Genomic DNA, 24,556 nt, shown 5'->3' on the forward strand with positions numbered 1-24,556 from the left:
TTGTTTCGGATAATTTAGCGCTCGCCCACTGCATCGCACAAATGTCTGTCCTCCTCCTTCACATCGGCATTTGTCCGCAAATAATCCCGCACCCAGTCGCAACCAAACACCAGAGGGTCTGTATTGAGAATTCGCTTCACATTCCACAAAATCGCCGTTTCGTCATGGCTGGCGGAAACAAGGAAAGTGCCGTCGGGACTGAAGGAAACTCCTGTCACTATACCTGTATGCCCCGCGAGCGTCCTCAGCAAGATGCCCTCTTTGTTCCAGAGTTTCACAGTGTTATCCAGACTTGCCGTAGCGACGATCTCACCATCCGGGCTAAAGGAAACTCCCATCAGTGCCTGTGTGTGACCTTTAAGCGTTCGCAGGATCTGTAAAGAGTGAGGAACCGAAGAGTCAATAAGAGTCGATGAGATATCTAATTTCCAGAGTTTGGCGGTGCTATCCATACTGGCTGAGGCGAGCATCTTGCCATCGGGACTGAAACTGACTTTCTTAATCAAAGCTTGATGGGCATCAATCGCCTGCAACAAAGTGCCATCTAGTTTCCAGATCGCGATCGCGCCGCTGCTATTGACGGCGGCTAGAGCTTTTCCATCAGGGCTAAAGGCCACACTCCAGAAGGTGCTGCCATCTAGCTTCAGAGTTCGTAGGGGCAGTGCCCCCGTGCCTGCCCCGTCTGGCTGCCAGAGTTTCACCGTGCCGTCTGCACTTGCGGAGGCAAGAATTTTACCGTCAGGACTCCAAGTAATTCCGTAAACGATTCCGTTGTGTGCCTTGATTTCTCGCAGGAATCTGCCATCCTTATGCCAGAGTTTAACTGTTTTTTCGCCCCCCGCGGCAATAAGTTTACCGTCAGGACTGAATGCCAAATCCCAAAGCTCTCCTGTGCCCTCCTTGAGCGTTTTGTGCAACGTGCCATCGACGCACCAAAGTTTCACCGTGCCGTCTATACTTGCAGTGGCGACGATTTTACCGTCAGCAGCGAAAGCAGCAGCATAAAGAGCAGCGTCGTGACCTTGCAGGGGCAAGAAAAAAATGTTTTTCGGCTGCCAAAGTTTGACATCATTTCCTACACCCAGCGAAGCAATGAAAGTGCCGTCAGGACTGAAATTGATATCCCACACGGCACTGCTATGTCCTCTAAAAGTTCTCAGCTCTTTACCGTCTTTGCTCCAAAATTTAATGGTTCGATCATCGCTGCCTGTGGCGATAATCTCACCGTCAGGACTTAAATCTAGACTCTCAACGCCAGATGCGTGACCCTTAAGGGTTTGTAGGGGAGGCACTTGCGTTGGCGGGTTCCCCGACGTAAGCAACGTGCCTGGGTGTAACTCTTCGTCTAGGGGAGCATTGGAGCGCCAAAGTTTAACAGTTTTATCCATGCTCGCGGAGGCAAATATCTCGCTGTCAGGACTGAACTTGACATTCCAAATGGCAGCGCTATGCCCTTGAAACGCTCGCAGTAACTTTACGGATACCCAGAATGGGCCGTTTTTTTTCCACAATCGGATCGTACCCTCCGTACTGCCGCTACCGAGCATTTCCCCGTTGGGGCTAAAGCTCAGGCTCCTCACCGCATCGGTACGATCGAGAATGGTTAATAAATTGCCGTTTTTGTCCCAGAGTTTAACGGTGTTATTCTCACCGGATGCGGCTAAAATCTCCCCATCTGGGCTGAAGGCTAGACCGTTAAACTCGGTGCTGTGTCCCTCAAGGGTGTGTAAGAGTTTGGGGTTCTGCCAAGACGTTCCCTTTTGCTGCCAAAGTTTAACTGTGCCATCTTCACTGGCGCAAGCGAGGAGTTTGCTATCGGGGCTAAAAGCCACCCTCCATACCACAGCGTTGTGGGGAAGAGTGGCAACAAGGGTGCCATCTCGCTGCCAGAGTTTGACCACTGTCTCTGTACTTGAGGAGGCAATGGTCTGAGCGTCGGGACTGATTGCTAATCTAAACAGTGTCGCCTGTTGTCCTGACAAGCGGTTGAACTCGGAAGCTCCATAAACTGCCTGCTCTAGTAATAATTGCACGCGATTTTCTAGTTCGGAATTTGTGCTGCCGAGTTGTTGCAGTTTGCGCTTGGCTTTGATGGCGGCAATGAGGCTGTCTAATTTTCGCTCTAAGGTAAAGAGGGCTTCGGATGAGGTGGCGATCGCTTCGATTTCGCTCAAGGTAGCATGGCGATATTGCCAAAAAGCTGCTGTTCCGAGAAACAGGGCGATGGCTAATGCGAAAGAGAGTGCAGCAATAAACCACTTTTGCCGTCTGGCATTTTTTTCGACTTCTTTTAACCTTTCTGCTTCTAAGGTTACTTGCATTTCTTGCTTGTCGAGTTCGGCGCTAGCTGCTAAAAACTGATAGTCTAAATCGCTCAAACTTTTTCCCTGCATCCAGATTTGAGCATCTTTTAAGGCTTGTCTCCTCAAAAGGCGCGAATCATCTGTTTGTTTGGCAGCGACCCAAGCATCGAAAGATTGGGAGTAAGGACGCAGTTGCCCTAATTGTTTCTCTACCCATTCTATATTAAATACTTCTTGATAAATTCTATTTTTTACCTGCAAATAGCCTGCATTCTTTACCACTAAACCCGATAGCAATAGTTCTATTTGTTCTCGGCTGTCATCGGTTGATACCCCCCCTAGCCCCCCCTTAGTAAGGGGGGGAGCCGAAGGCGGGGGGGTCAGAATTTGCTGGTAAATGCCGAGTAATCTTCCGGCGCGTTGTTCGTTTCTCAGGATGCGATCGCCTATCATTTTTAAATGCTCCGGTTCGTCTTGCGATTCCCATTTATCGATGATTTGCGATCGTACTAGACTATCCACCCAAAATGCCTCGGCTCCAGGGGGAATATTTACTAATCCTCCCGCCGTTTCTAGGCTGGATCTATACGCCAAATAGCAAATTTTATGGGTGAGAAATGGCTGTCCTGAAGTCCAAGCTAATATTTGTTTGAGAACGGCATGAGGATTACTGACGGCACTCTCTAATCCCTTAACTAATAGTTGGGCTTCGTGCAGTTCAAAACCCTGCAAATCTATAGCACGACCGATATTAAAAGGAGTTCGCTTTTTGTCTGCAATTAAATCGCTTGGCGTGGCTACTCCAAAAATTGCAAAAGTAATGCGGTTATACTCTGGATTAATCGCTCGCTGATTGTAGCAAAACCGAATTAAGGCAAAAAAATCATCGACAGCGAAATCCAAACTGAGAATGCTATCGATTTCATCGATGAATATAAATATCCGCTCGTGAGGAAAATTGACCAGCACGATATCTTCAATAAAATGACTCAATGTTTGCGAAAATGAGACCTCTTCCTCGTCGCGCCACCAAGTTTTTAAATTAACTTTTCCTACCAGATTGAAACTGCGCCACAAATCCCCAACAATTCCTTTATACCACTGTAAGGGAGTGATATTTTCGCTACCGATGCGGGTCATGTCGATCGTGCTGCATTGAAATCCTTCGGCTTGCAGCCGGTGCAGGGTACGGACTAAGAGAGAAGATTTGCCCATTTGCCGGGAGTTAAGGACGTAACAAAATTCGCCAGCTTTTAAGGCTTCATACAGTTCGGAATCTGCTTGCCGCACTACGTATGTAGGCGCATCACTGGCGAGACTGCCACCAATTTGGTATGTTACCTGGGTCATGCGGTTTATGGGTGGGTTTAAAGCTGAGTATGTAGGGAATTTATTTAGAGGTAAGGATGTGGTGCTGGAGCTGTATTATAATATAATTTATGATAAATTATGCTAACTTCTGGTTAATTTATGCCTGTTTTTTAGTCCGCATAGGCGGACTTTGTTTGTATAGCAGCGATTTCTAAGCGCCAGAAAAAGTCGAGTTTTTAAGGCGGATATTGGATTACGCAAATGAACTCTAAAGCCAGCTCTAAATAAAGTTGTGCGAAGTAAAATACAGGCGGTACAACTCGCAGCTTAGCGTACAGCGGTTGTTATCGATATGAATCAGCCCCATACTAAATAATTTAGAAGCCAATATCGGATCTAATTCCACTCCGTGTTCCGATTTTACCACTTGTTTAACTGCAACCGCAAGTTCGGGATACTCTTGGAATGTGGTCCAAAAACTCCGCAAGTAATCTTTATAAATTCCCGCTATTGTCGGAGCTTCTTGTAGTAGCTGATCTAGCCTTACACTGTTTTGACAGAGGTGGTAAAGAGCTAGCCGCACCAGATAAGGATGTCCCCCCACCATTGCCATCAGTCGATCGCCATTGGGGCCATCTGTCCAATCCAGTCCGTGACGCTGGGCTAAAGCAACTATCTGCTCTTCTGTAAAATAGGGCAATTGCAGCGGCAAACCGACATTAAAAGGCGATTCTGTGAGCTTTAAAGGAATATAAATTTCTGTGGAGTGAAGAACGATTAACCGCAGTTTTTCCAGGGTTTTAATCCGCTTTGCTTCTTCATGCCAGCTTCGCAGCAGTGGCAAAAATTCTCGGGCAATTTTGGGATACTCAAAAATTTTATTTACTTCATTTAAAGCTAACACAAGAGGCGTACTTATTTTTGCTAATACATATTGTTGCAAATAGATGGTGCAGCTTACTTTGCTACCCATGTCTTCATCCCAATAATCATCTAATAGAGGTGGTAATCCTAGGTGACGGCTGATATTGGCACAAAACCAGCGTAAAAATTTATCGATATTAGCTAAAACAGCTTCCTCGGCTTGCTGAAAATCTAAACTTACTGTTCGATAGTCAAGAGAACTTGCACGATCTAAAATCCTTAGCAGAAGGGAACTTTTTCCCATCTTCCTGGGAGCCTTAATCCGCAGCACACTTCCTGGTTTGGTAATCTCTCGATAGGCGAGTTCTTCAATTAGCGGGTGATGGATATAAAATGGCGAACCGAGGGGTACGGGAGATCCGGGAAATTCTAAAGGTGTTGCGAGGCATTGGCTGCGGGTGAATTCTTCAATTAATTCTCGTTCCTCTGTGGTCAGGGAACGTGATTCTACACAAGAGCGAAAATTTGATTTGCTAATAGATGTCTGCAAGATTTGAGAGAGAGATTGCCACAAGGACGAGGCGATGTTTCTCAGGTAATGCTCTCCGTAATGAGAGGCAGATGCGATACTTGTATAAGTCTTTCCTTCCCAAACTTGGCGGAGTATGATTTCTTGTATGGGATATAAATCTTTTTGTAATCGCACACGAGTTAGCTGTAGTACCTCATCTATCGTCATAACGAGCAATAACCATATAAGTGTATCGTTGATATTATCACTTATGATTGAGTGTAAAGCTCAGAGCGATCGCCGATTGGATTGCGACACGATACTGTCGCGACATTTTTCATGGGGTAATTGGTCAAATCGGTTAAATCTCCCCGAAGAGTATCACTGTCAATGATCAAGAATTCCCTCGCGGGGTGGGGGCGGGTGTATTTAACCTGTCTGCACTTTTCAAAGGTACAAAAGTGAACCCACCTCTACAGGTTTTTGAGAATGGTTCTCTTCGTTAATTTAAATCCGTGACATCCGTTAAATCTGGTAATTACCCCGTTGCCTGACTGGTCACTCAGTGCTACAACCCAATTTTAATGGGCGCTGGCGCTCCTACTGGAAAGGAATCTGCGCTCAGTTTTTCTTGATCGTTGGCCAAAATGTCATGTCGGTGTCACAGTTGGTAGTGAAGGCAGAATTAAAAATGTGACAGTTGACTTTGCTAAAGCTGAGTCGATTGATGTTAATTTAATTAACAATAGTTTCAGATCGCTGCATTTACTCATCACAAGTGTGAAGGCCAAAAGCCTAATTCTTATTTGTGTGCCAGCATTTTTTTAAAATTTTCCTGTAATCACCTCTGAAAAATTTTAGCAAATAACCGAGTTAATTTGATGCAAATGGTTCATGAAATGTTTTCAAATTATTTTATTCCTCACGGTCATTGCTACTTGTGGAAGCCGGGATTAGTGGGGCTACACGTTTTGTCCGATGGTTTGATAGCCGTAGCTTATTTTTTGATACCGATTACGCTGATTTATATTGTTAAAAAGCGGCAAGACGTGCCTTTTGACTGGGTTTTCATGCTGTTTGGCTCTTTTATTATCTGCTGCGGAATTACCCATATTATGGAAATATGGACGCTGTGGCATCCTAATTATTGGTTCTCGGGTTTTCTTAAAGCGATTACGGCGTTGATTTCGCTATCTACAGCAGCAGTGCTGGTGGAACTAATCCCAAAAATCTTGGCTATTCCCAGTCCTGATCAATTGGCGGTGGCAAATGTAGCTTTACAAAATGAGATTGGCGATCGCAAACAAGCTCAAGAAGCACTCTCGGAATTAATGCTAGAATTGGAAAAACGGGTGATAGAGAGGACGATCGCTTTAGAATCCACTAATGAACTTTTGCTACAGGAAAATCGCGATCGCTCTTTGGCTGAAAATTCATTGCGGCACTCGGAAGCTAAACTGCGAGAACAAACTCAGCATTTAGAGAACGCTCTGCAACAACTTAAAGGCGCTCAAACTCAACTCGTGCAAACTGAAAAAATGTCGTCTTTGGGGCAAATGGTAGCTGGGGTTGCCCACGAGATCAATAACCCTGTTAACTTCATTTATGGCAATCTGATTCCTGCGGAGGAATACATTAAAGAGCTTGTAGAATTGATTAAGGCTTATCAAGTTTATTACCCCACTCCGGCGCCGGAAATTGCAGACAAGATTCACACTATCGAACTCGATTTTATTTTAAAAGACTTGCAAAAACTTTTTGGTTCGCTCAAAATTGGAGCAGAGCGAATTAGGGAAATTGTTAAATCTTTACGGACTTTCTCCCGGTTAGACGAAGCCGACATGAAAAAGGTAAATATCCATGAAGGTCTCGATAGCACTTTAATGATTTTGCAGCACCGCTTGAAAGAACAACCAAACCGTCCGCCTATTCAAGTGATTAAAGAGTATGGAGATTTGCCAGAATTGGAATGCTACGCTGGACAGCTTAACCAAGTATTTATGAATATTTGTTCTAATGCTATTGATGCTTTAGAACAGATTGTACAGCAGGGATATTCGACCAACGGCTATTGGGAAAATAATTTATTTGACTACTCACAAAACCCCTATTGCCCACTGCTAAAAATTCGCATCCGCACGCTTTTAGTTGATGGCAAGTGGGTGCAGATTCACATTGCTGATAATGGCACTGGCATAGATTATGATGCGATCGCTAAAATTTACGATCCATTTTATACAACGAAACCTATCGGTGCTGGTACCGGACTGGGTTTGGCGATTTCTTATCAGATTATTCAATCCCATGAAGGTTATTTGCGCTGCACATCCGAGGTTGGGAGAGGTACGGAGTTTATCATTGAAATTCCTTTGCGATCGCAATTTAGCGAGCGCCACCTAGTACAAAAGCAAGCTGTTATGAACAAGCTGGGTTTAGGCGTTAATAAATAATGCTGAATCCAGCTAAATTTTTCGGTTTCTTTTATTTTTTGCCTAACTTAGGCATCATCAAATCCATATTATCTGCCAATAACAAGTATTATGTGGGAAGCACTCAAAAATATCTTTTCCCCTACTCAGTATATGCCTCACGGTCATTGCTATCTTTGGCAAACGCCTTTAGTGTGGCTGCACGTAACTGGGGACTTTTTAATCGCGATCGCCTACTATTCAATTCCGGCGATGCTAATTTATTTTATCTTCAAGCGGCGCGATGTTCCTTTTTTAGGAATATTTGCTTTATTTGGTGCATTTATTATTCTCTGCGGCACGGGTCACTTGCTAGACATTTGGACGTTGTGGCATTCCGCTTATTGGCTGTCGGGGATTGAAAAAGGAATTACTGCACTGGTTTCCTGCTACACCGCCGCCTCGATGGTAACACTATTGCCCCAGTTTTTGTCTTTAAAAACCCCCCAAGAATTAGAGGCCATAAATCGCAAGTTGCAGACTGAGATTGGGGTGCGTGAAGATGCTGAATTAGCGTTGCGCCACGCTTATGATGATTTAGAAATAAAAGTCCAAGAGCGCACCGTACAGTTAACAGAAATTAATGGTTATTTAGAAGCACAAATTAGAGAAAGAATAGCCGCTGAATCAGCTTTGCGCGAACGAGAAACTAGGTTAACAGAACAACAAAATGGTTTGCTAGAATTAGCGAAAAATTCTAGTATCTACGAGGGAAATATCGCCGAGGCGTTGAGAGAGATTACGCAAATGGCAACTCGTACCCTGAATGTTGATAGGGCAAGTATTTGGTTTTATCAGGAAGATAAATCCTCACTATGCTGTGCGGATCTTTACGAACTGAGGCCCAATCAACACAGCGCCGGCGCAGAACTAAAAGTTGCTGACTATCCTAGCTATTTCCAAGCTTTGAATACAGAACAGGCGATCGCAGCGGTTGATGCCAAAACAGATCCGCGCACCCGAGAATTTAGCGAATCTTATTTGACGCCTTTAAACATTTCGTCGATGCTAGATGTTCCTATTACCCATCAAGGACAAATTGCGGGTGTAATTTGTTTAGAACATCAGGGAACGACCAGGAATTGGACGCTCGATGAACAAAGCTTCGCTAGCTATGTGGCACAGATAGCAGCTTTAGCAATGGAAGCTCGCGATCGCAAGCAAGCTGAGTTAAACTTGCGTTCTGTCACCGAACGCTTGCAATATTTACTGGCGACTACTCCGGCGGTCATTTTTAGCTGCAAATTAGGGGGAAATTATGACGTAACATTTGTCAGCGATAATATTGTTTCAATGATTGGTTACGAAGCGCGAGAATTTCTTGATGGTTCCCTTGATTGGCATAGCCTGGTTCATCCCGACGATCGAGAGATTGTTGCTACTTCATTCGCTCAGATATTGGAAAAAGAATCGATTTCCTATGAATACCGCGAACGGCACAAAGACGGTAGTTATCGCTGGATATACGATGAGGTTAAGTTAGTCAAAGATGCTGCTGGTATACCTGTGGAGTGCGTTGGTTATGGAGTAGATGTTACTGCTCGCAAACAGGCGGAAATCGCCTTGCAGCAGCAAGTAAAAAGGGAGCGGCTCGTTAATTCCATTCAAGAGCGGATTCGTTCTTCTCTTAACCTAGAAGAAGTGCTGACAATGGCGGTGGAAGAAGTGCGCCAGTTTTTGTCAACAGACAGGACAGTTATTTACCGCTTTAATCCAGATTGGAGTGGATTTATAGCCGTCGAGTCGGTATCTGTCGGTACGATGCCAATTCTGGGAATTGATATTAATGACCCTTGTTTTCGAGAACACTACGTCTCTGTTTACGAGCAGGGACACCTGCGCGCGATCGACAATATTTATACAGCAGGTATTTCAGAGTGCCACGTTAATTTACTGAGCGAGTTGGAAATTAAAGCTAACCTCGTCGTTCCCCTTTTGCAAGGTGAAAAACTATGGGGGCTACTCATTGCTCATCACTGCCGCAGTCAAAGGCATTGGGACTCTTCTGAGATAGAATCTCTCAAGCAAATTTCCGTGCAGCTAGCAATTGCTATCCAGCAATGCACCCTTTTTGAACAAGCTCAAACAGAAATTGCCGATCGCAAATTAGCAGAAACAGCATTACAAAAAGCTGTCGTAGCTGCTGATACAGCTAACCGCGCCAAGAGCGAATTCCTTTCTTCTATGAGCCATGAATTGCGGACTCCTCTGAATGCCATTCTCGGATTTAGTCAGGTGATGGTGCGCGATTCATCTCTCAACAATCAACACCAACAGCACCTAGAAATTATTAATCGCGCGGGTGAACACTTGCTTGCCCTGATTAATGACATTTTAGAAATGTCCAAAATTGAAGCTGGAAGAAGTCAGCTTAATGAAAGCAGTTTTAATTTAATGCGCTTGTTAAAAACCTTAGAAGAAATGTTTCGATTAAAAGCTAAATCTAAAAAATTGCAGCTAAATTTGGCAGTGGGTGACGGCGTACCACATTTTGTTACTGGAGATGAAGGTAAATTGCGGCAAATTTTGATTAATCTTGTAGGAAATGCGATCAAGTTTACAGAGATGGGTAGTGTTACTTTGCGAGTAAAAAATCAGGGACAAGAAAGTTTGAGAGCTAAAAATGCAGAGTTTGGGGACACACAAACAAAACTTGCCGGCGCGGGTTCTGAACATTCCACAAGCTTAGCGCTTGAAGCCACAGCTATACAAAAAAAACCCGGATGGTGCACTGGTTTTAATCAGTCCGAAAGCTTGGCGGACTTTGATTGTGTAGACGCGAATGAACTTCGCCCGGAATTCTTACGCCTTCAGTTTGAAATTGAAGATACTGGCCTTGGGATTGCCGCAGAAGAGATAAATAAGTTATTTGAACCCTTTGAGCAAACAAAAACAGGTCAAAAGTCTCAACAGGGGACTGGATTAGGTTTACCAATTAGCCGCAAATTTGTACAAATGATGGGAGGAGATATTACTGTCAGCAGTACACCTGAGTTGGGAAGTAAGTTTGCATTTGATATTAAAATTAACCTGGCTACTCCCAGCGAGATTAAAATCCTTAAACCGCAGAAAAAAGTAATTAGTTTAGCACCGAATCAACCAGAATACCGGATTTTGGTTGTTGACGATCGCGCCGATAACTGCCTAGTCATAGAGAGATTATTGTCACCCCTAGGCATCCTCGTGCGAGAAGCTAGAGATGGTCAAGAAGCTATTGCTGTATGGGAGGATTGGCAACCGCACCTGATCTGGATGGATATGCAGATGCCTGTCATGGATGGCTATGAAGCAACCAGAAAAATTAAAGCTCATCCGATCGGAAAAAAAACTGTAATAGTTGCTCTTACTGCTAGCGCTTTTGAAGAGGAACGACAAACTATTTTAGGAGCAGGCTGCGATGATTTCATGCGTAAACCCTTCGAGGCAAAGATATTATTTGCGAAAATGGAAGAACTTTTAGGAGTACGTTACATTTACGAGGAATCTGTTGATGCACCACGAGAAAATGAAAGCGAAATTAGCGGAGGGAGTAGCAATCAATCTATCGAGTCACAACTCCGTCAAATGCCTCTTGAGTGGGTAGAAAAGATATCTCATGCTGCTCATGAATGTTGCGACGATAAAATTGTCAAGTTGATTGAGGAAATGCCGAGTGAGTTTGCTTTAGCCGCAGAATATTTAACTACTTTGGTGCAGGATTTCCTATTTGACGATATTATAGATATAGCGCAGTCAGCAGTTGCGACGAGGTAAAAATACCAGTTTTCATCAACTAATCTAAACTTAGGAGAGTATTTTATTGAAAAAAAACCTAACATTAAGCCCCAATACCGTCTCCTTGCCATCTCTTTTTAGGAGATAAAATCTGAATTTCTACTGTTGCATTTTTTTGAGGTAAACTTCGTAAGTGTTAATATTTTTTATCTTGACAAACTACCGTGAGAGATCGCATGGACAGCCATCAGTATCCTACAATCCAAGCCAACATTTTAGTAGTTGATGATAAGCCAGATAATGTGCGGCTTTTATCTACAATCTTGACCGAACAAGGGTATCAGGTTCGTAAAGCGCTGAACGGGCAAAGGGCGATCTCTACAGTTCAAGAGTTTCCGCCGACTCTAATTTTGCTGGACGTGATGATGCCAGACATGAATGGATATGAGGTATGTGCAAAGTTGAAAGCTTCACCAAAAACCAGTTCCATTCCCGTGATTTTCTTAAGCGCTTTAGATGACGTTTTAGATAAGGTGAAAGCCTTTGATGTGGGAGCAGTTGACTATATTACTAAACCTTTTCACGGTAAAGAAGTATTGGCACGAGTGGCAAACCAGTTAACTATTCAAAGTCAACAACAGTTACTTCAACAGCAAACAAAGCAATTCCAAGAACTTGTCGAACGTTTGCAAAACGAAATTAAAGAGCGGCAGGGGGTGGAGCTAGCTTTACGGCTTGCTCAAACAAAGTCGGATCATTTATTGCTGAATATTTTACCAGCAGCGATTGTTGAAAATTTGAAAAAGGGCGAGGGTTCTCCTGCCCAGAGGTTTGATTCAGCAACAGTTCTTTTTGCCGATATTGTCGATTTTACGTCTATTGCTGCTAGAATGTTACCTCTAGAATTGGTAAAGGTACTAAACCAGATTTTTTCAAGGTTTGACCAACTAACTGAAAAACACGGTTTGGAAAAAATTAAAACAATTGGAGATGCTTATATGGTAGCGGGGGGGTTGCCTGTGCCGAGGGCAGATCATGTAGAAGCGATCGCGAATATGGCCTTGGATATGCAGGAAGCGATCGCTGATTTTCAAACTGACAGAGGCGAACCATTTCAAATTAGGATTGGCATTCATACAGGGCCCGTAGTTGCTGGCGTAATTGGCACTAAAAAATTTAGCTATGACTTGTGGGGAGATACTGTTAATGTTGCTTCTCGGATGGAATGTCAAGGCTTACCGGGATATATTCAAGTTACTACTGCTATTTACGAAGTGTTAAAAGATCGGTATTTATTTGAAGAAAGAGGTGCGATCGCGATTAAAGGAAAAGGAGAGATGATCGCCTATTGGCTAAAGGCTAAAAAAGATAATTCAGCGTTTGAAACCGATTATAGTCAAAGGAAGTCCTCTCCTAGCGAAGTAATAGAGTACCCAAATACCCCACTGCTTTAAGAAGTCGGGCATCTCACCTAAAAGCTACGGATGAAAGTTGAACTAATTATTAAAAAATGAAAATAATTTGCAACTGCAAATTAGTAGGTTCCCGGACGATTTCAATGCGATCGATAAATTCTCGAAAGTAAAACCTGCGTTCTGATTCTGATAAATCGAGCCAAAATTGCGGCAGGGAAACTGTTTGGGCAATTTCTCGCAAATTTACGGGGGGTAGTTGCGCTAATTTGCTTTGCAGTTCGGCAATTTCGGTGCGGATTTTGTAGGCTCTAAACTCAGCCGTTTCGGTGTCTAATATGCCGCTGTCAATCAGGGCGGAAAGTTGCTGTATGATTTCTTGTTTCGATGCGATCGCCCTGACAATTCCTGCTTTAATTCCATTCATATTCGGCCTTTGCAACCCAGCAACAGCATCGGGTAAATCCCGACAAATACCGGCGATGGTTAATTGCAATACTTCATCGTAGGAAAGGCCGCTACATTTAGGCTGTTTTGAACAGTTAATCGGTCGCAAATAAAGGTATTCTTTTTCTTGGCGGTAGGAGGTGACTTTGGCAACTGTCATGGGGGATTTGCATTCTGCACAAATTGCTAAACCTGCGAGGGAACGTGGGGCGCTAGCGCTGCGAGGAGAAAGGCAGCGGTTGCGGCGCAGTAACCTGTCTATTTGGGCGGCTTCTTCTCTGGAAATAATCGGGACGTGGGTGTTAGAAATTACTTGGCTGTTTTGATATTCCAAATCGCCTCGGTAGGCGGGATTTGTCAACCAGCGGCGGCCGGTGCTTACAGAGATTTTTTTGTTGTATTTCTTGGCTAAATACCGCACGGAACCTCGCAAGGAACCGTAAATTAAAAAGTGTTCAAAAAAGTCTTTGACGGTGGGGGCGGTGGTTTTATCGATCGTATAACAATCTTTGCCGCGCCGGTAGCCGTAGGGAGCCTTACCCGGTGGAATCCGGGATTTGATGCGGTTGCGGGCGTGTCCTTTGCGAATACTCCGGCTGTGTTGGCTGCGCTGGATTTCTGCGAGGATTTGCAGCAAGTTTTGGCGGTTTCGCGGTTCTGTTTCTGCTTGTACGATGATTTCGACGCCGAGGTTTTCGAGTTGGGCGAGGTGCGAACACACTTGCTGTACGGTGTCGCCTAGTTCTTCAAACCGCTGAATTAATAAGTATTTGACTGGTTCTGTTTGGCAGTCTTTGAGGAGTTGTTGCAGTTGCTGCCGCCCTCCTAAGTCTTGATAGGTGCGATCGACTTCTTGACCCCAAATTTCCGGTGCGGGTGCTGCTTCCAGTAGCGGTTCGGTGTAAGAATAAGCGATGATTTTCATCTGTTACTCGCTGAGTTCGATGATGTTGCCGTCGGGATCTTGGGTAAATAATGCCGATCGACCTGACGCGCTCATTTGAAACGGGCAATTGTGAGCGATTAACTGCTGTTTGGCTGCCTCTAAGTTGGCCACAGAAAATGCTAGATGTCGGTTGCGTCCCCATTTGGCATGGTCTACGGCATCTGGGATAATTGTTGCACCTAAAATTAGGTGGAGCTGGAAGTCGCCGATTTGATACCAGATTCCGGGAAATTTTAAGTCGCGATCGATTTTTTGCAGTTTTAGTACGGTGCTGTAAAAGTGTTGGGATTTTTCCAGGTTGGAGATGAGGATGGCGCTGTGGAGGGATTGAGTAATTTGCATTGTTTCTTGGAATTTATTGTTTTATTTTAACCGCTGATGCAGGCAGATGAGCGCTGATGAACGCAGATTTTTTGATGTTGGTTGAGTTTTTGATATGATAACATTGTCCGTCGCTCTTAATATATCCATTATCAAGTCTTGTAACAAAAAACTGCCCCCTGGGAGTGTTTTTAACAATGGTTTCTCAAAAAAGTGCGATCGTCTCCAGATCGGGCAAATTTCGTCTCCGCAATGTCTTGGTAGTTCCCTTTGTTCTCCAAATTTTGGCGGCTGTTGGCTGCGTTGGCTATCTCTCTTACAGAAACGGAGAGCAGATAGTCAACGATATTGTTAGTCAGTTGCGGCAGGAAGTGAGTGCGAGAGTTTACGAACGTGTTCAAACCTATCTGGAAGCTCCGCCACTGGTGAATCAGATTAATCAGGATGCTGTACCTTTGGGGGTGTTGAACTTTGACGATTTGGAGCAAGCTCGACCATATTTTTGGAAACAAGTTCTGCAATTTAAGTCGATCGGTCACGCGGGAATTGCCAACGAAAAAGGTCAGTACCTGCGTGTGGGTTGGGTAAATCGGCTGGTTGGACTGGAACAACCTCAGCTTGCCCAGCAACTGATTCCGGGGGGTGGCGACTTGATCTATTACAACCTTGACGATAATGGAAACCCGACAACAATCGAAAAAAACACGCCCAATTATGACGTTCGCACGCGCCCTTTTTACAGAGTAGCTGTTGAGAAGAAACAGGCAGCTTGGAGTGAAGTTTATATTAATTTTGGCTACGGTACGCTGCAAATTAATGCGAGTCTACCCTATTATGATGCCGAAGGGAAACTAATTGGCGTGCTGACTTGCCAGATGGGACTAGATCAAATTCGCCACTTCCTGCAAACCTTAAGAGTGGGTAATTCCGGTCAAGTATTTATCATTGAACCCCAGGGTGAGTTAATAGCCACCTCGCTTAAAGAACAGCCTCTTTCGGTGGGAACAGGCAAAGATACAAAGCGGCTAAAAGCACAAGAAAGCAGCAACCCGCTGATGCGTCAAAGTGTGGTTTATCTGCTCGATAGCTTCAAGCGTTTGGAAGACATCCATCAAACTGTTCAACTTGACTTTAAGCTAAACGGTGAGCGGCAATTTATCCAAGTTTCTCCGCTAACTGACAAGTACGGTCTCAATTGGCTGATTGTAGTAGTAGTTCCTGAAGCCGACTTTATGGCGCAAATTTATGCTAACACTCGCCAGACTATTTGGCTGTGTATTGTGGCTCTCATTGTCTCTGTTGGAGTGGGCATTTTCACCGCTAGCTGGATTACTCGCCCCCTAAGCCAAATTGCTCAAGCTTCAGAATATCTAGCAGGTGGTGCTCTTAACCAAAATGTTGCTTCCAGTCGGATTTGGGAAATTGAAACCTTAACAAATTCCTTTAACAGCATGGCGAGACAACAGCAAGAATCCTTTGAAACTCTAGAAGATAAAGTCAAAGAACGCACCTCTGAACTCGCCACAGCCACGAAACAAATTGCCGCTCTCAACCAGCGCTTGAAAGCGGAAAACCTCCGCATGAGCTCTGAACTCGATATGCTCAAACAAATGCAGCAGTTGATTCTGCCAAAACCTGCTGAACTCGCAGCCATTCAAGATTTAGATATTGCCGGATTTATGGAGCCAGCCTCGGAATTAGGTGGTGATTACTACGACGTACTTTGTACTAACGGGGTTGTCACGATTTGCATTGGTGATGTCACCGGACACGGATTAGAAAGCGGCATTTTGATGGTGATGACTCAAGCTGCTGTCCGCACTCTTCAGGAAATGCAAGAATCCAACCCGGTGCGTTTTTTAGATACCCTCAACCGCACTATTTATAAAAATGTCCAGCGCATGAACTCCGACAAAAATATGACACTAGCTTTGCTAAACTATGCGGATCGCACAATTAGTATCAGCGGTCAACATGAGGAAACTATTGTGGTCAGGAAAGGTGGTAAAATCCAGCGGATAGACACCATGAATTTAGGATTTCCGCTCGCCTTAGATGAGGATATTTCCGATTGGATTAGCCATGTTTTAGTAGACTTAGAGCCGGGGGACGGGGTGGTGCTTTACACTGACGGCATTCCCGAAGCTAGAAATATGCACAAAAAATTCTATGGTATTGAAAGACTCTGTGAAGTTGTTTCTCAAAACTGGCACTTGAGCGCCGAACAAATCAAGGAAGCCACCATCGCTGATTTGCGAAAATTTATTGGAAAACAAAAGGTTTTTGATGACATTACTTTGCTAGTATTGAAGCAACAGGGAAATATTGTGCATAATTTATGATTGACTGTCGTCAACCCGGTTTCTACCAGGGGTATTGGATTTAGTGGTCAAGTATCGACGCAGAAACAAGATTTAGAGTTCCGCGCCTGTAAGTTATAATAATTTACAGCTAGGAAGTCAAACAACTTTGCGCTTCCAGATTCGGAAGTATAAATTATGAAACCACAAATAAATTTAGCACCATCTAAATCTCCAGAAGAACTCCATAAACAGCTACAGGAGTTGAGCGAAAAACTTGAGGAAGTAGAGGATGAAAAAAACAGCTATGAAACTTTAGTAGAAATTATCACGGAACACTCCACGGATCTGGAAAACCAGATCCATCATAAAAACCGAGAGATGCAGACTTACATCGAGCAGGTAAAAAAGGTTATAGATGCAGCTATTGCTGTAAAAAACAATAGCTTTCAACCCCAGATATTGTCAGATGTGGCAGCGCGCAGTGATGCACTGGGAGAACTGGCACAGGTATTTTCCCATATGGTGCAAACGGTGAAAGCGCGGGAACAAGAATTAGAGAAACTTTTGCAGGCTTACGGACGTTTCGTTCCCGATGAATTTCTCCAATTTCTCGGCAAGCAAAGCATGGTTGATTTCCAGCTTGGAGATCACGTGAGCAAAGAGATGGCAATTATGTTTTCCGATATGCGTTCGTTCACCACGATGGCGGAGCAAATGACTCCTCAAGAAAACTTTGATTTCATCAATAACTATTTACAGCAAATTAGTCCCGAAATTCGTAAGCATAACGGTTTTATTGTCAAGTATATTGGAGATGGAGTTATGGCAGTTTTTCCTGATGGCGTGGATGATGCTATTCAGGCAGGAATTGTGAAATTGGAGCAGTTGCATAAATACAATCAAAGCCGTAAAATAAATGGGGATATACCGCTGAAGATTGGCATTGGTATCCATGTGGGTGATACGATGGTTGGGATTATTGGTGACGCCAATCGGATGCAAGCAGATGCGATCTCAGATCATGTCAATCTCACCGCTCGTCTGGAAGGTTTGACTAAGTATTATGGCGTATCTTTATTAATTTCTGGAGATGTGGTACAACGTTTGAGTCAACGCGAAAAGTATCATATCCGTTTTTTGGATCGGGCTATTGTCAAAGGTAGACAAGAAGCCATTTCAGTTTGTGAGGTGTTAGATGTTGAAGTAGAACCAGTGCGATCGCTCAAAATTCAAACTTTGCCTATATTTGAGGAGGGACTCCAAGAATATTGTCAGGGAAATTTTGCTAAGGCCATAGTTTGTTTTGAACAGATAGTGGCGCTAAATCCAGATGACAAGCCCAGTCAACTTTACCTAAAACGCCTCCAATCGCTGTTAGAAAAGAGTCTTCCTGCTAACTGGAATGGCGTGTGGAAATTTACCCAGAAGTGACATTGATACATCAATTGGAGGCAGAAAAATCATGACATCTGGAAGCTTAAAAACAATGACACAAATCTTTGGAGAATTCATTGAAGAATTTCCTCCTGAACACGACTCCCTAGAACTTACATTTACCCCCAGTTCTCGCCCCATCAAACAGCGCTGGCGCAATAACAGGCTTTCAGCTCATTTTGTAGCCGATTATTTGTCTAGCTTTCTACCGGTGGATGAGGAGGATGCTAGCAGCGAGAAACGGATAAAAGAAAGCAAGGGAGCTGTGAGTTATGTGGCAAACGAACTGTTAGAAAATGCGATAAAATTTAATAACGATGATACCAATTACAAGGTAAGATTTGGTATACATTTTATTGGTGAAACAGAGGTGACGGCGATAATTTTTGCCAGTAATAGTGTCAAGCCAGAAAGGGCAAATAAATTGAAGGAGTTTATTGAAGAAATTCTGGCTTCCGATCCCAATGAACTTTATTTGCAGCAGCTTGAAAAGAATGCGGAATCGGAAAGTGACACATCGGGATTGGGATTGCTGACGATGATTAATGACTATTCAGCTAAGATAGGTTGGAAATTCGAGCGCAGACCAGATAGTGATACCATCATTGTTACGACTGTGGTTCAAATTAGGGTCTAGTTGCTAGTATTTCAATATTTACTCTCTTGTGCGAACGCACTATTTTAGTCAGGAAACAAAATTACAATGGGCATTCAAGAAATTCAAGGTGAAGATTACAGCATTCAGTACGATCCAGAATCAGTCACAGTCACTTTCCAAGGCGAACTGAGCCTGAGCGGCCCAGCAGAGTATGCGCCAATAGTCGAATTGTTAGATGAGGTTGCCAATCCCCAACCGCCTACTATTACCTTGAACCTAAAAAATTTGGAATTTGTTAACAGTTCTGGTATCAGTATGCTGTCTAAGTTTGTCATTGCCGTTCGGAAAAAGAAAACGATTCAACTTTTGGTATTGGGTTCAAATGATGTTCCCTGGCAACAGAAATCTCTCAGAAATTTAGAAAAGCTGTTGCCAACTTTGAAGCTCGAATTAGCGTAGGATATGTGTAAATTTTAACTACAGTTAATACAGGCGGGACGCCCGTTCCACACACAGTTAACATAGGCGTGACGCCCGTGCCACACCGAGTTAAAATAGATAAATTTGGATGATCAGTAAATTGCTTAAGTTTGCTGGATCGGCAGTTCAATGATAAACTCGGTTCCCTTGCAGGGTTCAGACTCGCACCGAAGCGATCCTCGGTGATTTTCTACTAAGATTTTGTAGACAATAGACAATCCTAAACCAGTACCTTTACCGATTTCCTTGGTGGTGAAAAACTGCTCGAACATTCGTTCTTTTATCTCTGCTGTCATTCCAGTTCCCGTGTCTGCAATCCGCACTCTCACGCGATCGGACCCAGCTAATTCTGTGGTGATCAAAATTTTTAGCGCAGCATAGGGCTGATTTTGTGATATCTCGTCCAAAGCATCGATCGCGTTGGTAATTAGATTCATAAATACTTGATTTAGCTGTCCTGAATAACACTCTACAGGAGGCAATTTTCCATAATTTTTAACTACTTGAATGTCGCGACGGTCTATTTGAGAATTGAGACGGTTTCGCAAAATTAACACGGTGCTGTCAATGCTGTCGTGCAAATCGCACATGGTCATGTTACTGTTATCGGTTCGCGAAAAGTTGCCCATAGATTTGACAATTTCGCGAATGCGATTGGAACCCATTTGCATGGAAGAGATAACTTTAGGCAAGTCTTCAACTAGAAAATCAAGATCTATCTCTTCGATTTTAGCTGTGATTTCGGAACAGGGATTGGGATAGCATTCTTGATAGAGACACAGCAGATGCAACAAATCTTGAGTATAAATTGCGGCATGGCTCAAGTTGCCGTAAATAAAACTAACTGGGTTATTAATTTCGTGGACGATACTAGCCATTAGCGCCCCCAGCGAAGACATTTTTTCGCTGTGGAGGAGTTGAGCTTGAGTTTGTTTTAGTTCGCAAAGTGCGCGATCGAGCTGGGCGGCTTGGGCTTCCGCTTTCGAGGTAGCAGCACAACTTTCTTGATAAAGTTCAACCTGTTTAAGGTCGATTTCAAATTGTTCGATTTCGCTTTCTTGCTGGTATTGACTCACCACGGCATCGAAAGCTTCTAGCAAGTCGCCGCCCGCTGCTTCGACAATGTAGAGCAGGTGGGGGTTTTCCAGCATGAGTTCGGCATCAGGAACTTGCACCAGTGCTTTTATTCGATCGATATATGCGCGCACTTGTCTGTCTAAATACAGTGGCGGCTCAAAATACATTGCCTTGAGGGCGGGTGAAGGGGGACTCACTAAGTTGACGCTGCTGCCAAGATTAATTAAGTCGCGGTGCGATTTTTCCATAAGCTCGATCGCCTCTAACAAATCCCGGCGCAGTTTTGCTCTTTCTACCCCATTCTGAGAGCAAACTAACCTCATGCAAAAAAAAGCCGTTCGTTGGGAAAGCATTCGCTGGCGGCCGCTGATGTTAATTACCGCAGCACTAATTTTTCTGGCAGTCGTAATTTCTTCCAGATTAAAGTAGTTGCTCAGTGCTGCCATTGGTAATACCCCCGACTCTACTAAATGTCTGTAGCTCCTGCTGACACAAGATTTAAGAGCCATAAAAAAAATTGTACAAGACACTAATCAATATATTCTGTATTTCCTAATAAAGTAGTATACTAAAACACAATTATTTTCAGTTGGTGGCTTATCACAATTTTTATGATTCGGCTTATTGCACAGTTTTTCTTAACTATTCAAAAATTCACAAGTCAACTTCGCCATAATTTGAGCTTGAGTTTGCGGCAACCCGTGAGCAGCATTGGGAATAATTACTAACTCTGCCCCCGCTATCTCGTTAGCGTAGGTTTCACAGTGCCATAGAGGAATTGTTTCGTCGCTATCTGCTGCGATAACTAAGGTAGGAATTTGCAATTTGTGAATTTCTTTTTCTACTGTATCAACTGCGTCTTCCGGTCGCATCCGACTCATTAAAAATGACCTTGCTACTGGTTGAGACATTAACTCCCTGCGCCACCCGGAAATTTGCTGTAATTTCTCACTTTTTCCAGCTAAACTAGCAAAAGGTTTTGCCAACTGCAAAGCCCAATCAACGGCTGGGGTTTCCCACAACAGCGGCCGCAAAGCATCATATTGACCGCAAAAACTATCGTCCCGAATTCCCGCTGGGGCTGCTAATACTAAACTGCTGACAGAATTAGGATATTTTAGGGAATATGCAGATGCTACCCAACCGCCAAAAGAATGTCCGATGATGCAGCAGGGTTCGATATTTAGTTGTTCTACAACTTGCCGCACAAAAGCAACTTCTACAGCTACGTCGTAGCGGATTTCTGGTTTGCTGGATTCTCCAAAACCCAACATATCTAAACTGATGCACCGAAACTGAGATTGCAATAACTCAATTAACGGCAGCCAGCAAGTCTTTTCTCCTAAGAAACCGTGCAGCATCAATAAGGGTCTGCCGCACCCGATGTCGAGGTAGGCGGCTGTTTGGGTGGTGCTATTGACAAATGTAGTTAATGTGTGCGTTTGTCCTCGAAGTGCTTGAGACTGCATGGGTGATCGACTCCTAATAGGTAAGATACATTTGTAAAGGATTGTAACAAAAAAGCAGTTCAAACGTTAAACTTCATTACGGAGTACACAGTTAGAAATAGACCATGATATTGTCTATGATTATTAGAAAACACTACAAACCCAAAGCAGGAGAACACTTTGAACTCTACTTTAAAACAGTACCCGGCTTGCTCTCTTCGCGAAGATGTCAGTGAGTACGTAGCACACCTACAGCTTCACATGACGTTACAAGCTCGCAACTTGCTCCCTACCATTACCACCGCTAAGGATAGTCGCGAACAACTGTTGCAGCAGACTCAGGCTCATTTTGAGAAACGTGTTTCTCGACAAGCTATTTAAACAAATTTAACGATCGCCCGCGGTCGATCGAACTTTCCCATATTTCAGCATCCCAGAAACCCGGTAGCCTCAACAATACCGGGTTTCTTTTCGGCTAATTATGCAGGGGCCCGGTTTTGGGTAATATGCGTTCGGTGTGTTTTAAATTTAATGTCTATGCGAATTCCGATTATTGCATTTTTGACTTTGGCGGCGCTGGCTGGTGGCGAATTGGCAGCGCAGGCGATTGATCCGAGTGCCGCACCGACTGAGGCGGAGTTTAGAGGGGGAACCGCAGAGGCGCAGAGGGCGCAGAGGGAGGAGGATGAGGTCATTGGTGACAACTTAACGTCAAACCGACCATCTATGTTGTTTGTAGCGAAGTCTCGATCCCCCCTAGCCCTTAATAAGGGGGGGACAAGAAATATGCTCAAAGTCCCCCTTCTTAAGGGGGATTTAGGGGGATCTAGACTAGATGACAAGCGACATTTGTTATCGCTTCCAGTCTTAAATAGTCACCAATCGGATGAGGTGAATCCAACTGTGCAGGATTTGCCGGCATCCGATGAGCTCGCAGCTTCTCCAGAAGTACGCGCGGCGCAGCTATCTCCTAGGGAATCGCCCTCATATCGTGTCCGGTTGCATAATAATAAAATTGAGTCAACAGTTAACACTCAACCATTGAGTTTTTCCACCCCAAGTCCACAGTCAACAGTCACCAGTCAACAGTCAACAATCATTCCGGTGCAACCGGGAGTGATATCACTCAAGTCCAGCCATCATAAAGATTTTACATCTCTGTTAAAAACTCCGGCGACGATCGCGGCCAACGCCGAAATCCCCGAAGCAGTAAACAGCAACGCCCGACAGCTAGGCGGTACTCTACAAATCAGTCAAGCGGCCAATGCTGAAGGCGTTTATGTTGCAGAGGTAAAAATTCGCTTTGTCAATTCCCGAGGCGAAGCTGTTGATAAAAAAGGGAATCCAATTGAGGGCAGAATTTCGGAAGATTTTATCCGAGGTGAGCTCAAACTCAAGGCGGGGGATAACTACAGCCGGGAAGTTGTACGATCGGATTTGCAGCAGTTGCAGCAATTGGGATTGTTTGACAAAGTGACGGTTTCGATCGAAGAAGTTGGCACGGATGTTAATGTAATCTACAACGTTCAAGAGCGATCGGCTCGCTCTTTTAGCGTGAGTGCCAGTCTGAGTGATGATGTTGGCGTTGCGGTTCCTCTTTCCTATACCGATCGAACTTTCGGTACAACCCCGCAGCGGCTGGCGGTGGATCTTCAGCCCAGCCTCCGAGGTATCCAGTACGATGTCCAGTTTGTCAGCCCTTACGTTGCCGCCGAAGACCGTTTGGGATACAGTGTGAGAGCTTTTGGCGATCGCAGAATATCGGAAATTTTCAACAAAGATATTGATTTGCCCAACGGGAACCGAGTTCGGGAAATTCGGGTGGGGGGAAATCTCAGGTTTACCAGACCTTTGGGCGATTGGCAATCGACTTTGGGGCTGAATTATACAAACATCAGTACGCGCGATCGCAACTTAAATATCGCCCGCCGCGACGAACTCGGCAATCCTCTCACATTCAGTGGCAGCGGCGTTGACGAGTTATACACTGTTTCTTTCGGTGCGATGCTCGATCGGCGGGACAATCCCTTCAACCCCACCAGTGGCTCAATTCTCAGCCTCAGCACCGAGCAGTCGATACCTCTGGGGCGAGGTAACATTGTGAGTAATCGGCTGTTAGCAAATTATATACAGTATGTACCAGTAACTTTGCTCGGCATCAGCGAGTCCGAAGCCTTGCCTGAAATGCTGGCTTTTAACTTGCAAGCGGGGACGGTAATCGGGGATTTGCCACCAACGGAAGCTTTTCGCCTCGGCGGCCGCAATTCCGTGCGGGGTTACGACGGCGGGGATATTGGCAGCGGCCGGAGTTATTTTTTGGCTTCGGGTGAATATCGGTTTCCTGTTGGTCAAGATGTTGGCGGCGTGATATTTGTTGATTTTGCGTCGGATTTGGGAACGGGAGATAGTGTACTCGGAAAACCGGCTGTAGTTAGGGACAAACCGGGGACTGGGGTGGGTGTTGGGGTGGGTGTGAGGGTGCGATCGTCCTTTGGATTAATTCGCTTAGATATGGCTGTTAGCGACTCCGGCGACCTCAAATTTATACTCGGTACAAAGCAACGGTTTTAACAATAGTGCAACAGATCATATCAATTCCGGTTGCACTCCTTCGGAATTGTTGACTGTTGACTGTTGACTGTTGACTGTTGACGGGCGGGTCGAAAAACTGAAGGGTTGAGAGTTAACTGTTGACTCGATTTTATTATTCCGATGCAACGGGAAACGATATCAGTTAACCCACAGTGTGAAACAGATTTTGGGCGACTCAATTGCCGCCAAAGCCGTTGGCCGGACATGATCAAACCTATCGGCCTCGGCTGGCGGGGTGTCGGTGATTTCTGCTAAGGATAGGGTAAATTGTCGATCGAATAATTGAGTTTGATTTCTTTCCTCAGCCCAACCTCCAAAGTTTGTAGT

15 protein-coding genes are annotated in these 24,556 nt (G+C 44.4%); 9 read left to right on the top strand and 6 right to left on the bottom strand.

Annotated features, from left to right (window positions below):
• Positions 1 to 14 precede the first annotated feature (14 nt).
• Positions 15 to 3,653: a WD40 domain-containing protein gene (locus tag Q5691_RS04085; protein WP_333343964.1), complete on the bottom strand. Its 3,639-nt coding sequence runs from the start codon at positions 3,651 to 3,653 to the stop codon at positions 15 to 17.
• Between the two features lie 241 nt (positions 3,654 to 3,894).
• The gene (locus Q5691_RS04090; protein ID WP_333343965.1) at positions 3,895 to 5,184 is read right to left on the bottom strand and encodes an AAA-like domain-containing protein; all 1,290 of its coding nucleotides are present in this window, start codon (positions 5,182 to 5,184) and stop codon (positions 3,895 to 3,897) included.
• A 686-nt stretch (positions 5,185 to 5,870) separates the two neighbouring features.
• On the opposite strand from Q5691_RS04090, the gene Q5691_RS04095 reads away from it, so the two are divergent.
• The 3 genes from Q5691_RS04095 to Q5691_RS04105 all read left to right on the top strand — a co-directional run bounded on the left by Q5691_RS04095 (position 5,871) and on the right by Q5691_RS04105 (position 12,625).
• The gene (locus Q5691_RS04095) at positions 5,871 to 7,439 is read left to right on the top strand and encodes an ATP-binding protein (protein ID WP_333343966.1); all 1,569 of its coding nucleotides are present in this window, start codon (positions 5,871 to 5,873) and stop codon (positions 7,437 to 7,439) included.
• Between the two features lie 90 nt (positions 7,440 to 7,529).
• On the top strand, positions 7,530 to 11,210 hold the full coding sequence (locus Q5691_RS04100) for a GAF domain-containing protein (RefSeq protein WP_333343967.1): 3,681 nt from the start codon (positions 7,530 to 7,532) through the stop codon (positions 11,208 to 11,210).
• A 197-nt stretch (positions 11,211 to 11,407) separates the two neighbouring features.
• Positions 11,408 to 12,625 (top strand): adenylate/guanylate cyclase domain-containing protein, encoded by a 1,218-nt coding sequence (locus Q5691_RS04105; RefSeq protein WP_333343968.1) that lies wholly within the window; start codon positions 11,408 to 11,410, stop codon positions 12,623 to 12,625.
• A 49-nt stretch (positions 12,626 to 12,674) separates the two neighbouring features.
• Here the strand turns inward: Q5691_RS04105 and Q5691_RS04110 are convergent, their stop codons facing one another.
• Positions 12,675 to 13,955: a recombinase family protein gene (locus Q5691_RS04110; protein WP_333343969.1), complete on the bottom strand. Its 1,281-nt coding sequence runs from the start codon at positions 13,953 to 13,955 to the stop codon at positions 12,675 to 12,677.
• 3 nt (positions 13,956 to 13,958) lie between these two features.
• On the bottom strand, positions 13,959 to 14,318 hold the full coding sequence (locus Q5691_RS04115) for a VOC family protein (protein ID WP_333343970.1): 360 nt from the start codon (positions 14,316 to 14,318) through the stop codon (positions 13,959 to 13,961).
• A 176-nt stretch (positions 14,319 to 14,494) separates the two neighbouring features.
• Between Q5691_RS04115 and Q5691_RS04120 the strand changes: the two genes are divergently transcribed.
• The 4 genes from Q5691_RS04120 to Q5691_RS04135 all read left to right on the top strand — a co-directional run bounded on the left by Q5691_RS04120 (position 14,495) and on the right by Q5691_RS04135 (position 19,091).
• The gene (locus tag Q5691_RS04120) at positions 14,495 to 16,639 is read left to right on the top strand and encodes a SpoIIE family protein phosphatase (RefSeq protein WP_333343971.1); all 2,145 of its coding nucleotides are present in this window, start codon (positions 14,495 to 14,497) and stop codon (positions 16,637 to 16,639) included.
• 156 nt (positions 16,640 to 16,795) lie between these two features.
• Positions 16,796 to 18,031: an adenylate/guanylate cyclase domain-containing protein gene (locus tag Q5691_RS04125; RefSeq protein WP_333215645.1), complete on the top strand. Its 1,236-nt coding sequence runs from the start codon at positions 16,796 to 16,798 to the stop codon at positions 18,029 to 18,031.
• A 31-nt stretch (positions 18,032 to 18,062) separates the two neighbouring features.
• Positions 18,063 to 18,671, top strand: coding sequence for a DUF6272 family protein (locus tag Q5691_RS04130; RefSeq protein WP_333215643.1), 609 nt, complete (start codon positions 18,063 to 18,065; stop codon positions 18,669 to 18,671).
• 66 nt (positions 18,672 to 18,737) lie between these two features.
• Positions 18,738 to 19,091 (top strand): slr1659 superfamily regulator, encoded by a 354-nt coding sequence (locus Q5691_RS04135; RefSeq protein WP_333215641.1) that lies wholly within the window; start codon positions 18,738 to 18,740, stop codon positions 19,089 to 19,091.
• Positions 19,092 to 19,216: 125 nt separating this feature from the next.
• Here Q5691_RS04135 and Q5691_RS04140 read toward each other — a convergent pair whose 3' ends face one another.
• Together Q5691_RS04140 and Q5691_RS04145 are read right to left on the bottom strand one after the other, a co-directional pair.
• Positions 19,217 to 20,698, bottom strand: coding sequence for an ATP-binding protein (locus Q5691_RS04140; protein WP_333343972.1), 1,482 nt, complete (start codon positions 20,696 to 20,698; stop codon positions 19,217 to 19,219).
• 129 nt (positions 20,699 to 20,827) lie between these two features.
• A complete protein-coding gene (locus Q5691_RS04145) occupies positions 20,828 to 21,658 on the bottom strand; it encodes an alpha/beta hydrolase (RefSeq protein WP_333215892.1) in 831 nt (276 codons plus the stop codon).
• 159 nt (positions 21,659 to 21,817) lie between these two features.
• On the opposite strand from Q5691_RS04145, the gene Q5691_RS04150 reads away from it, so the two are divergent.
• Together Q5691_RS04150 and Q5691_RS04155 are read left to right on the top strand one after the other, a co-directional pair.
• Complete coding sequence (locus tag Q5691_RS04150) at positions 21,818 to 22,018, top strand: hypothetical protein (protein ID WP_006634481.1); 201 nt, start codon at positions 21,818 to 21,820, stop codon at positions 22,016 to 22,018.
• Positions 22,019 to 22,174: 156 nt separating this feature from the next.
• Positions 22,175 to 24,208, top strand: a complete 2,034-nt coding sequence (locus tag Q5691_RS04155) for a BamA/TamA family outer membrane protein (RefSeq protein ID WP_333343973.1) — start codon at positions 22,175 to 22,177, stop codon at positions 24,206 to 24,208.
• Positions 24,209 to 24,556: the final 348 nt, after the last annotated feature.

The sequence above is a fragment of the Microcoleus sp. w1-18aA5 genome, assembly GCF_036701705.1.
Classification (GTDB): domain Bacteria; phylum Cyanobacteriota; class Cyanobacteriia; order Cyanobacteriales; family Microcoleaceae; genus Microcoleus.